General features: G+C 40.1%; 14 protein-coding genes and 1 pseudogene. 5 read left to right on the top strand and 10 right to left on the bottom strand.

All coding sequences use genetic code 11. The features are described from left to right. Window positions 1-265: pseudogene (locus WB217_RS07220) on the bottom strand (protoheme IX farnesyltransferase); the annotation flags it as partial. Between the two features lie 617 nt (window positions 266-882). Here WB217_RS07220 and WB217_RS07215 point away from each other — a divergent pair. Next, window positions 883-1839 (top strand): COX15/CtaA family protein, encoded by a 957-nt coding sequence (locus WB217_RS07215; RefSeq protein WP_423992015.1) that lies wholly within the window; start codon window positions 883-885, stop codon window positions 1837-1839. Window positions 1840-1874: 35 nt separating this feature from the next. On the opposite strand, the gene WB217_RS07210 is transcribed toward WB217_RS07215, so the two are convergent. Beyond that, a complete protein-coding gene (locus tag WB217_RS07210) occupies window positions 1875-3083 on the bottom strand; it encodes an FtsW/RodA/SpoVE family cell cycle protein (protein ID WP_423992013.1) in 1209 nt (402 codons plus the stop codon). Window positions 3084-3292: 209 nt separating this feature from the next. Further along, a complete protein-coding gene (locus WB217_RS07205) occupies window positions 3293-3574 on the bottom strand; it encodes a YlaN family protein (protein ID WP_423992011.1) in 282 nt (93 codons plus the stop codon). Between the two features lie 188 nt (window positions 3575-3762). On the opposite strand from WB217_RS07205, the gene WB217_RS07200 reads away from it, so the two are divergent. Beyond that, window positions 3763-4260: a peptidyl-prolyl cis-trans isomerase gene (locus tag WB217_RS07200; protein WP_423992009.1), complete on the top strand. Its 498-nt coding sequence runs from the start codon at window positions 3763-3765 to the stop codon at window positions 4258-4260. A 114-nt stretch (window positions 4261-4374) separates the two neighbouring features. Here WB217_RS07200 and WB217_RS07195 read toward each other — a convergent pair whose 3' ends face one another. Then, the gene (locus tag WB217_RS07195) at window positions 4375-5715 is read right to left on the bottom strand and encodes a PhoH family protein (RefSeq protein ID WP_423992007.1); all 1341 of its coding nucleotides are present in this window, start codon (window positions 5713-5715) and stop codon (window positions 4375-4377) included. Window positions 5716-6009: 294 nt separating this feature from the next. Between WB217_RS07195 and WB217_RS07190 the strand changes: the two genes are divergently transcribed. Continuing rightward, entirely contained in the window at window positions 6010-6594 is a 585-nt protein-coding gene (locus WB217_RS07190; RefSeq protein ID WP_423992005.1) for a YhcN/YlaJ family sporulation lipoprotein, read from the top strand. A gap of 529 nt (window positions 6595-7123) precedes the next feature. Here WB217_RS07190 and WB217_RS07185 read toward each other — a convergent pair. Then, window positions 7124-7579: a pyridoxamine 5'-phosphate oxidase family protein gene (locus WB217_RS07185; protein WP_423992003.1), complete on the bottom strand. Its 456-nt coding sequence runs from the start codon at window positions 7577-7579 to the stop codon at window positions 7124-7126. Window positions 7580-7735: 156 nt separating this feature from the next. Here WB217_RS07185 and WB217_RS07180 point away from each other — a divergent pair, with 156 nt between their 5' ends. Then, a complete protein-coding gene (locus tag WB217_RS07180) occupies window positions 7736-7936 on the top strand; it encodes a YlaI family protein (RefSeq protein ID WP_423992001.1) in 201 nt (66 codons plus the stop codon). Window positions 7937-8007: 71 nt separating this feature from the next. Here WB217_RS07180 and WB217_RS07175 read toward each other — a convergent pair whose 3' ends face one another. Genes WB217_RS07175 through typA form a run of 3 tightly spaced genes read right to left on the bottom strand, consistent with a single transcriptional unit; the run spans window position 8008 to window position 10484 of the window. After that, window positions 8008-8301 (bottom strand): hypothetical protein, encoded by a 294-nt coding sequence (locus tag WB217_RS07175; protein WP_423991999.1) that lies wholly within the window; start codon window positions 8299-8301, stop codon window positions 8008-8010. An 11-nt stretch (window positions 8302-8312) separates the two neighbouring features. Then, window positions 8313-8627 (bottom strand): YlaH-like family protein, encoded by a 315-nt coding sequence (locus WB217_RS07170; protein WP_423991997.1) that lies wholly within the window; start codon window positions 8625-8627, stop codon window positions 8313-8315. Between the two features lie 21 nt (window positions 8628-8648). Next, entirely contained in the window at window positions 8649-10484 is a 1836-nt protein-coding gene (gene typA / locus WB217_RS07165; protein ID WP_423991995.1) for a translational GTPase TypA, read from the bottom strand. 153 nt (window positions 10485-10637) lie between these two features. Between typA and WB217_RS07160 the strand changes: the two genes are divergently transcribed. Next, the gene (locus WB217_RS07160; protein WP_423991993.1) at window positions 10638-10823 is read left to right on the top strand and encodes a YlaF family protein; all 186 of its coding nucleotides are present in this window, start codon (window positions 10638-10640) and stop codon (window positions 10821-10823) included. 46 nt (window positions 10824-10869) lie between these two features. On the opposite strand, the gene WB217_RS07155 is transcribed toward WB217_RS07160, so the two are convergent. Next, entirely contained in the window at window positions 10870-11331 is a 462-nt protein-coding gene (locus WB217_RS07155) for a GNAT family N-acetyltransferase (protein ID WP_423991991.1), read from the bottom strand. Next, window positions 11325-11990: inositol monophosphatase family protein (locus tag WB217_RS07150; protein ID WP_423991989.1), on the bottom strand; the 666-nt coding region annotated here is incomplete at its 5' end. The genes WB217_RS07150 and WB217_RS07155, both read right to left, overlap by 7 nt.

Below are 11990 nucleotides of genomic sequence, written 5' to 3'. Positions count from 1 at the left end.
GGTCAATATAGTTGTTAAGGCTGCAGGAGCCTGCAACAATAAGCGATGATCCTATCAACGTAACCAGGATTAAATCAATATTATCCAAAAAATGTGCGCCGCTAAAATGAAGCGCCAGCCATAATCCAGTAAAAGTGGTCATCGCGTTTGAATTCACAATGCCTACTTTTATTAATGCAAGAAAGTCCTTTAGCACCGTGTTCTCCACGGCTGCAGGCTGTCCGTTCTCTAATACAGCTTCACTGAAAGCTTTTGAATTAGACATCCATATCCTCCTTCATCCCCTTTAATTTGTTAAATTTGGCAAGCAAATTTTTACAAAAAAAAGAAGAGTTCATATTGCTATATCTAACGGTAGTTTTCACTAATCCCAACGTGTAAAGGCTGTTAAATGTTTGTGTAGAAAAATATCACCTACGTTGTATATTAAATCACACTTCACAACTTTTTTGTGAATTTTTTTTGAACAAATTTTGACTAATTTGTGTCCTACCGCCATTATCCATAAAGTTCTTTTCTATTGCAAGAAATAATCATATAAAATCAAGACAAGATGATTTCGATGTCTTTCATCTTAATATATATATTTTTGGATAATATTCTCATGATAGCCATAAAGCTTGTATGTATTCTTTTTTTAGACAAGTACATACCTAGCACTGTGCATTTTACCTATAAAAATCCTGAATGTCCATTAAGGACAAGAAGTATTGAATATTTATCTTTTATTGTGTAGTATCTTAAGTATTGCTTTCTATCCTTTTTCGTCAAATTTCGTTAATATATGGATAGAATTTCTACTTTTCTACAAGATTCTTTTATTATACATGTCAAGTTTATTATTTGACAACTTATCGAACTTTAAATAAGCAGGTGATGATTATGAAACGTTCCCTTAAGTGGCTTGCTGTATTGACCACGATCGGAATGCTTTTTGTTTTGCTCGGGGGAGCACTTGTAACTAAGACAGAATCAGGCATGGGATGCGGTCGATCCTGGCCGTTATGTAACGGAGAATTTGTTCCGACTGATATTACACCGGAATTAATTATTGAACTTGCACACAGGCTTGTATCAGGCAGTGTCGGTATTATGGTCCTGGCCCTATCAATATGGACATGGAGGTCAATCGGCCATATTCGTGAAACAAAGTTTTTATCTGTATTATCATTTTTCTTTTTGATGCTTCAGGCATTGATTGGCGCTGCAGCCGTGAAATGGGGGCAATCAGATTTTGTATTGGCACTCCATTTCGGCATTTCACTCATCTCATTTGCTGCTGTTCTTTTATTGACCATGCTTATTTTTGAAGTCGATAAAAAATTCCAGGCCGAAAAGCTGGTGATTGATAAAAGAATGAAGTTCCATATCATTGGACTTTCTGTATACAGCTATATGGTCGTATACACAGGTGCTCTAGTAAGACATATGAACGCCAGCCTCGTTTGCAAGGACTGGCCATTATGTACCAGCGAAGGGCCACTGTTACCGACTAATATTTATGAATGGGTCCAGATGGGCCACAGGGCGGCAGCCGGATTCATTTTCATATGGATTGCCTATGTCACCTACCTGGCAATTAAAAATTACAAGGATCAGAAAGTATTATATTGGGGCTGGATTATTTCCTTCATTCTTGTATCCCTTCAGGTAACTGCAGGTGCAATGATCATATTTACAAGACTTAATTTATATGTTGCATTAGCACACGCATTCTTTATCTCTGTACTGTTCGGTGTACTTAGCTACTTTATTTTACTTGTTTCCAGAAGCAAGAAAAATGCAGCTAATATCCAAAAGCATAACCCGGTGGATCTACCGCCAGCAACAGCAAAATAAAAAGCTGCAGCGATTGCTGCAGCTTTTTTTAATTATTATGATCTGAATTTAAATGTGTTCTGCGATACAATCGCAGGCTTTGGATTCGGCTCGGCAGCTTTATCCTTCTTGTATTTCTCTTCATAATTAACAAACATCGATATGTTCACGAGAATTCCAGTAGCTATTGCCAGCTGCAACAATGAAGATCCTCCATAGCTTACAAATGGCAGCGGTACTCCAGTTAACGGAATAACACCGGAAGCTCCACCTAAGTTTATGAAAGACTGAATGCCAATCATGCTGGAAATTCCAATTGCCAGCAGGCTTCCAAACGGGTCCTTGCATCTGAGACCTATAAATATTCCTTTTAAGACAATAAATGCGAGACACACTAATACGAATCCCACTCCGAATATACCAAGTTCTTCAGATATGACAGCAATGATAAAGTCAGTATGCGGTTCTGGCAAATAGCCTAGTTTTTGGACACTTTCACCCAGTCCAAGCCCTTTCAGACCACCAGAACCGATTGCATAATAAGAGTTCGCGAGATGGTATCCCGAATCCTTTTCATCTGTAAAAGGATTGCTGTACGCAGTAAAACGCTCAATTCTCGTTTTTGAGAAAATTTCATCCTGAAGCAAAAGAACTAGCGGGACAAGAAAGACCAATCCGATAAGAATCAGCTTTGAAATATTTCTCAGGTTCATTCCGGAAGAAAAAATAATCGTTGCCGCAATCGCAAAAATGATTGCGGCGGTACCAAAGTCCGGCTGAATCGCTACAAGGATGCATACCAATACCAGATACACTAGAGGAGGCACAACACCTCTATTAAATTCATTTATGTAGGATTGCTTTTTTGCATAAACAGCTGATAGATAAATGATCACGCTTAGCTTAGCAAATTCCGAAGGCTGGACGCTTCTCGCCCCTATTTCGAACCAGCTGAGGGCATTATTCGTTACCTTCCCAAATAGGAATAGAGCACCAAGCCCTCCTAAAATCAAGCCAACCATTGGCAAGAGAATTTTTGTGCTTTTCATCGCTTTATAAGGAAAGAAAGCAGCAAACACAAACAGAATAGCAGATAGAGTTAGATTTAATTTCTGTTTTTGATAAAAGAAATCGCTAGGATAATCATATCGTTGGATGGCAGTGACCATGCTGGCACTGTAAACCATGACAAGTCCGAACAAGCATAGGAGCGTAATTACAATGATCAATGAATAGTCATATGATTTCAGTATTTTTTTTAACATCGTCTCTTCCCCATCTTCTAAGTTGTTTTATCTATTCTACTATAAGTTGAAATATCCTGCCTTAGTTTAAGGAAAAGTTCGTGAAAACTTAAAACATCTTTAAACTATGTCATATGGGAGTAACCAAAATAAGTTGGCCTTTTAGTTTCTTGAACACAATCACAAAAAAACTCAAACAATCGTTTCGGACTGTTTGAGTTTTTATGAATTTATTTTTTTAACGAAGCCTCATGCAGTGCAGAAAGTTCTCTTTCCAATTGGCCAAGAATAACTTTACCGTCCGATTCTTCGATTAAGCCGAGTCTGACTGCAAAATCTATTTCTCTTGATAAGCCGAACATTTGCGTATCCAAAACCTCTTCATAAAGAGGGCATTGAGGCATAGTCAGGTTATCCATTTGCACCTTGATCAGCTTTAAAATTTTATCAGCGTCAGCCTTAAGCAAGGCATGGGCTTTTTCCTGATGGTTTATTATCATATCAGACGCCAACTTGATCCCCCCGTTTCCGAGCGATTACCCGATCCTATCTTTAAATTTTACCCTTAAGCAACCAAAAATGCAAGAATATTAAGGATTCAGAAATTATTGGATAGAGGCCGGAATCCCTGCCAGAATGACAATTTTCCAATTTATCGATATACTAAGGAAAGAAGATGTCTAATAGCAGGAGGAACATCATGGAATCTATTATCCCTATTAAAGGCAAAGTGAAATACAAAATCACATTAGATCCGGGAGTCTGGATTTTTGACGATCGAAAAGTGGATTTGAATACATATTTCCAACAAGAACAATTACAAAACAGCGATCTTGAAGAGTATACTAAGTCCATTTCGAAGCATTGGGACCGAGAAATTATGGAAGGGGCTGTCTATCCCCCAACTTTAAAAACAGAAGTCAAGTTTCAAAAGGAAAAGGTGCTGACAGGTACCTTTGGCATTCCATTTAAGCCATTTCTTGATAATGCTGAGCCTGAATCTGATGCGAAGCATATTCTCATTGAATGCGGCATGGGGGAGGTTAAACTTCCTTTATCAGAAGCTTATAGTCTCATTTTGGGATTTTCAAAAGACGGTAAGCCATTAAGGGATGATGGTCCCTTGCATGTTTACTATCAAGACGGCTCAAATTCGGGAAATCCAATCAAAAAAGTGACTGGATTTACTGTTAAATAATATGTATGGGTTACTCGAACGGGCATCTTTAGTGATGCCCGTTTTTTATTGAAGCTCATTGCAAACCTGTTTCTGTTTATTGAGGTGTTACTACTACGGAAATAGTTGTGATATTTATTTAAGCAAATCTGCAGCAAGCTGTGCGAGAGCGGACCTCTCACCTTTCACGAGCTTAACATGGCCAGCGATCTGCTGGTCTTTAAATTTTTCAACCACATAAGTAAGTCCATTATTGTAAGCATCCAAGTATGGGTGGTCGATTTGCTCTGGATCTCCCATCAGCACAATTTTGCTTCTTTCCCCTACCCTTGTAAGAATCGTCTTCACTTCATGTTTAGTCAGATTCTGTGCTTCGTCTATAATAATGAATTGATCAGGAATACTCCTGCCTCTGATGTAGGTTAATGCTTCCACTTCGATAGATCCCATTCCAGCAAGGATGGCATCAAGTTCTCCAGGCTTTTTGGTATTGAATAAATACTCCAGATTATCATAAATCGGCTGCATCCACGGTCTTAGCTTTTCCTCTTTCTCACCAGGAAGGAAACCTAAATCCTTCCCAACAGGCACTATAGGACGGGCCACAAGCAGCTTTTTAAAGATGCCGAGATCTTCCGTCTGCATAAGGCCAGATGCCAGTGCGAGCAGGGTTTTACCTGTCCCCGCACGCCCTATGAGCGTGATAAGAGGCAAGTCTTTTCGTAATAGTAACTCTAATGCCATAATTTGTTGTACATTTCTTGGTCTGATTCCCCAAATATGCTTCCCTTCATGCTCAAAAACCAGTTTCTTCACTTTTTTCTTCTTGCTGTCCACCATGCCAATTGCTGATGCCGAACTCCCGAGAATATCCTTCATGATTAAAAATTGATTTGGGTATACAAAATTTTGACCATTCAAATCTGATATATCTATTTCTCCCTTTTCATAAAACCGATTAAGAACCGCAATTTCCAGATATACCTCTGCGTAGCCCGAGTACTGATGATTTATTTCTACTACCCGATCGCTCAGGAAGTCTTCTGCGAGCAGCCCGATGGCATCCGCTTTCACCCTCACCAGTGCATCCTTGCTGACTAGGATTACCTGACGGCCATCTTCCTTTGTTTGCTCTTCAAGGCTTAAGTTCTTAGCTACAGCCAGTATTCTGTTATCATTTGTTTTTTCCACAAATATTTCCTGGAGCTGATGGAACGAGCGGTGATTAAGCTCTATCCGAAGAGTGCCTCCTCCTTCAAGATTAATCTTTTCATGCAATTTTCCTGTGTCCCTCATCCCATCTATAAGCCTTGAAACCTGGCGAGCATTACGCCCTATCTCATCCATATATCTTTTCTTCGAATCAACTTCCTCCAGCACAACAGCAGGTATGACAACTTCATTATCTTGAAAAGAGAAAATAGCATGCGGATCCTGTAATAAAACGTTTGTATCCAGTACGTATATTTTACTCAAATTGATGCCTCCCGCCTTCTTGATCTCGACGCTGGCGCCTTGACAGCCTTGGCCGTGACTTTTGTAAAATATATGACTTCTTGTATAAAGATAGAAGATATTTTGCACAATAACCACTGAGGATTTCTTTTATCCAGCATCCTTCCGCGCTTTTTTTCCAGTTAGCTATGTAATAAGCGGTCGATGCATTTTACAGAGGATTTTTTGGCATGTATTTTAGATTGATAAACGTTCTATTAGTTTCCATCAAAAAATCAGCAATGATTTAATATTTTTATGACCGGAGGGGTTAAGATGATTAGATTGCTTGCCGTTTTGTCATTAATATTATTTATGAGCGCATGTAATGCCCTGAACAATGCAAATGAGGATGACAAGAATCACAAAGTCAAAGTCCAAAACACCGCTATACAACAGGTTGACCGCAAGTCCGGTCAGCAAATATCAAAACATCTCGTAGGACTGACGACCCGCGTGCCCAATGTAGATGATGCAACGGCAGTCGTGATTGGAAGGTACGCAATCGTGGGGATTGATGTCAATGACAAAATGGAAAGATCAGAGGTTGACACTGTTAAATACACCGTTGCTGAAACCTTAAGAAAAGATCCTCACGGAGCACGTGCGGTTGTAGTAGCTGACCCAGATGTCACGGCAAGGCTAAAAGAAATTTCAGCAGATATCAAAAAAGGAAAACCAATCCAGGGCATCATGAATGAACTTTCCGACATAACCGGTAGAGTAATGCCCGAGGTACCAGCTGACATGATTGAGCCACAAACAAAGAGTCCAACCGAAGATCCTAAAAATAAACTTAGCGACAAAGAAAAGAAAAAACTTGAAAAGAATCAGGAGCAGGAATCAAATTATCATAAATAGATGGATTTATGGGAATTAATTATCCATTAATGAAAGAGATACACATATGAAAGCTTGACATCGCTTGCTAATAAATGAGTCTACACCTGCACAATGGTCAATTGCATTGTACCGCCTACTCAGTATACCAAGTCGCCGTATGGTTCCCAGGAATAATCGCTGCTGCAAATCCATAAAAAAAACTTAGTCATTTACGACTAAGCTTCAGCTTGTCGGCAAAGATACAGGTCACAGATCAGCATTTGAAAACCTGTTGATTGGAGTGGAAGGCGCGCAGACTCCTGCGGGCTCAGCTGGACAGGTGAGACCCCGCAGGAGCGAAGCGACGAGGAGGCTCAGCGCCAGCCCCTAGAAGAATTTGCTTATGAAAAAGCCGGCAGTTGGGCTTTTTCATAATTCTTCCGCGGAAAGCGAAGCGCCTGGAACGGAAATCAACAGACCTGTTTTATTTACCAACTAAGATAAAAAAACTGTAGACAAGCTCGCATTTATCGAGTTTGTCTACAGTCTGAAGCTTAGTCATTTACGACTAAGCTTTTCTCATTGCATCCATAACCTGCTTATCCAAACGGGCAGCTGCATCTTTATCATATGTTTTGTCATATTGCGGTTCTGCGACAATTTTTGATCCGTAAAACATAACATCCCTTACTTCACGGACTTTAATTTCCACCAGAGCAAGCTTCAACGGAACATCTTCTAGCTTCTCTTGCTTCACATTTGCTTCCCCGCTGATTGAATATGTAGATTCATTTGCGATTAAGTTGATCACCGCTTTATCATTGCTTTTAATATTTTCGATGATGCGGGAACGGTTATCTACTGCAAAGTAAATGGTTTGCTCATCCTTTGCCAGCACCCATGAAATCGCACTTACATTCGGACCGCCTGTTTCATGGTCGACTGTCGCCAATGTAACGAAACGTTCTTTTTGCAGTTCATCAAATAAAGCTTTTATCAGTTTAGGTTCAACTTGATTTGCCATATACACCCTCCTTAAACTATCATAATAGTACTACGAACCCTTACACAGGGCAAATCAAACGATTTTTCACTTTTTAGACTAAAAACAATGATATACTATAATATAATCCAATTCGAAACATGCTATGTATGATTATTATTGATAAGAGGTGTGGTAATGAGAGTAAAATGTGTTCTATGCGATAAAATTGAAACAATCAATAGCGATACCCTTCAGGCAAAACGGCTCCGGAATCGTCCGATCCATACATATATGTGCATTTCCTGTGATGAAAGGATTGCCGAAAAAACCAAGCTCAGACTGGCTACCGGCAATTTCCGCCTCTACCGTTCACGTGTCGAAAAAGACGACTGGTAAAAGCCTTCCCCTCTCCATAACTGTGTGAAGTGACTAAAATGAAAAATCCGCCTTTTCAAGGCGGATTTTTTTTAGTCTTTTTCAGGGTAATTCACGTATTTGTCAGGCTCCTGCCTGATTTGATCTAGCATTACTTCAATTAGGTCCCGTGGAAAACGATACTCCTTCGATTGGCCTTCCTGTACCACTGTTACATAGTACATGATAGCATCGCGTTTCATCTCATGCGACTCTACGTTGTGTTCTTCAGCAAGAATTTTTTCGAACAGCTGAGTAGTTTCAACCGCAGCAGTGTCGTCCGGCCGGGCATCACTGACAATTTTAATTGTCAGCCAATTATAGATAGCATCCTGGAGTGATTTCATATTGCCAACTCCTATTTCGCATTCATTTCTTCTTTTTTATGCTGGCGCAGCCTCATTTTATAAATGATCAGGATTAACACTGCAGCGACAAGACCCTCAGCAATCGGAAGAAATATAGCAAGGAAGGTAAGGACGGTAGAGCCAAGTGACAAGAATGCATAAATTAAAATATTTTTGAGCAATGGCAGTTTTTGAGCAAAGCCGAGTTTATAAACGACAATGCTTAACGCTACAATTGTAAGATACAGCAGCCACATGCCAACGGTCGGGTTCTCATCGACTCTAAAAAGTGCTGCAAAAAATGATAATCTCTGGCTTACGTCCATACCTCTTCCCCCTACTTAAGCTTAAATCTCAGCAAACTTTTTCTTCTTCGCTTGTCTTTCACGTTCATTTTTATCAAGAATCTTTTTGCGAAGGCGAATAGACTCAGGTGTTACTTCACAATACTCATCATCATTCAAGTACTCTAATGACTCTTCAAGAGTCATGATTCTTGGCTTTTTGATGACAGAAGTCTGATCCTTATTTGCAGAACGAATATTCGTTGCTGCCTTTACCTTCGTGACATTTACAGTAATATCGTTTTCACGAGTGTGTTCGCCCACGATCATGCCTTCATAAATTTCTGTACCTGGCTCAACGAAAATTGTTCCACGGTCTTCAACCTGCATGATTCCATAAGTAGAAGCTTTTCCAGACTCCATTGATACAAGAACACCCTGGCGGCGTCCGCCTACCTGTCCTTGAAGCATCGGCTGGTAGCTGTCGAATGTGTGGTTAATGATACCATATCCACGAGTTAAAGTTAAAAATTCTGTTGTATATCCAATAAGTCCACGTGCAGGAACATTGAAAATCAAACGAACCTGGCCGCTTCCATTATTGATCATGTCGAGCATTTCACCTTTACGTGCACCGATTGACTCCATAACAGCTCCTGTGTTTTCCTCTGGAACATCGATTTGTACGCGTTCAACTGGCTCGCATCTTACACCGTCAACATCTCTAACAATAACTTCAGGTTTTGATACTTGAAGCTCGTAACCTTCACGACGCATATTTTCAATTAAGATCGATAGGTGAAGTTCCCCACGACCAGAAACGATCCATGCATCAGGAGAATCTGTGTTATCAACCCTTAAGCTTACATCTGTTTGAAGCTGAGCACGAAGTCTTTCTTCGATCTTCCTTGAAGTTAAGTATTTACCTTCTCTGCCGGCAAACGGACTATTGTTAACAAGGAACGTCATTTGAAGTGTTGGCTCATCGATTCGTAATACCGGAAGTGCATCTTGTTGGTCAAATGGACAAACTGTTTCACCAACGTTTATATCTTCCATTCCGGATAAAGCAATCAAATCTCCAGCATAAGCTACTTCTACTTCCTGGCGCTTCAAACCAAAGAAACCGAAAATTTTCGTTACACGGAACTGTTTAACAGATCCATCCAATTTCATAAGTGCAACCTGTTGGCCAACTTTCATTGTACCGCGGAATACACGGCCAATTCCGATTCTGCCAACATAGTCATTGTAATCAAGAAGCGCAACTTGGAATTGAAGTGGCTCTTCGCGATTATCAACTGGCGCTGGAATGTGTTCGATGATTGACTCATAAAGTGACTGCATGTTTTCATCCTGTTTTTCCGGATTTAAGCTTGCAGTACCATTAATCGCTGAAGCGTAGACAACTGGGAATTCAAGCTGGTCTTCATCTGCTCCAAGTTCAATGAACAAATCAATTACTTCATCCACTACTTCCTGGGGACGAGCGAAATCACGGTCAATCTTGTTAACAACAACAATCGGCGTCAAATGCTGTTCAAGCGCTTTTTTCAAAACAAAGCGAGTCTGTGGCATACAACCTTCATATGCATCGACTACCAATAATACGCCATCAACCATCTTCATGATACGTTCAACTTCACCGCCAAAGTCGGCGTGGCCAGGAGTATCAAGGATGTTGATGCGGTTATCCTTATATTGAATTGCTGTATTTTTCGCAAGAATGGTAATACCGCGTTCTCTTTCTAAATCATTTGAATCCATTGCACGTTCTTCGACATGCTCATTTGTACGGAATGTACCAGATTGCTTCAGAAGCTGGTCAACCAACGTTGTTTTACCATGGTCAACGTGGGCAATAATTGCTATATTTCTAATATCTTCTCTTAATTTCAAAAAAGTCACCCTGCCTTTAATATCGTAATTTATCTATTGGCTTTTTTCACAACCTACATATTATAACATAATTTGTGTAGAAACCTAAAAGCATTTTAATGTACAATTAAATATATTATTATTTGCAACCAAATGTCGAATGGGGGAACTACCTTGAAGCAAATAAAATGGCCATTATTATTTTTCGCTTTTGCAGCCACTTCATGCATGATTGGCATAGGAATCGCCATAGGGGAACGGAGTGTTATGGGAGTAATTGCCTGTATTATTGCTCTAGTAATTGTCATGGGTTTCGGTTTCAAAAAGAAAAAGAAGATGAGGGAAGCAGGAGAGCTTTGATCCTCCGATACAATTTAAATATAAAAGCCGGCTGCAACCCAGCCGGCTAATCAAGCGGGCGAACCATGACCAAAAAGGTTTCGCCTTTATTTTTTTCTGATTTAAATTGTTCGAATCCACAATCACTAAGAAAGTTTGACCATTCATATTCATCTATTGGCACTCCCGCGAATAGTGCCCTATGGCCTTTCTCTTTCAAATCTGCAGCAAGCTGATTCAAGATCGAAGCAGCAATCCCTTTTCGTCTTTCCGAGGCTTTGACCAGTATAGTTCCAATCCAGGCTTTGTTGTTTGATGGAGATGACACCAAGTGGTATGTGATTGCAACTGGAGAACCTTCCCACTCCCAAATCCGCCACTCACCATCTAATTCATCATATTGATTCATATAATGGCTTAGCTCAGCACCCTGCAATTCATTTCCCTGCCATTTTCCACTTGCTGAAATTACTTCTTGAAAAAAAGTGAGATCTGTTTTCTGGAATGCCCTCCACCTCACTTTTACCATTTTCCATCCTTAAGATAATTTTTTAATATATCTCCATGAAGTCCCGGTTTCGAAACGAACAAAGAATTTTCCTGCAGCATATCGAATTCTTCTCCTCTGAGAGTAGTAGCTTTTCCGCCAAGCTCTTGAATCATGATGATGCCTGCGGCAATATCCCATGGTGCCAGTCTTGGAGTGAGGTATGCATCTATTCTTCCAGTCGCTACATATACCATTTCCATTGCAGCGGAGCCATATGACCGAGTTCCGCGTACATCTTTGACAAGAGGTATGAGTAATTCATGGTTAATTCGCTTATTAGGAGTCACCCAAGTTGCATTCAGGGCAATGATGGATTCATTCACTTTAGAAGGCTCAAGGTTTGGGATTGAGTTCTCATTCAAATAAACACCATTTCCTTTGATGCAGTGGTACAGTTCATCGTGAACCACATCATAAATCAAGCCGATTATTCCTTCACCGTCTATATAAATCCCAATGGAAATCGCAAAGTTACGCTGCTGATGGACAAAATTCATTGTGCCATCTATCGGGTCAATAATCCAGACTACTCCTGAAAGGTCGGTTACCTTATCACCGTAGCCTTCCTCCCCCAAAATACGGTGGTCTGGGAAAGTTCCATTGATTTTCTCGATGAAATATTTCTCTGTCCCTTTGTC

This window comes from Mesobacillus sp., from assembly GCF_049588175.1.
Taxonomy (GTDB): Bacteria; Bacillota; Bacilli; order Bacillales; family Cytobacillaceae; genus Mesobacillus.
This window is presented reverse-complemented; position numbering and strand designations above follow the sequence as displayed.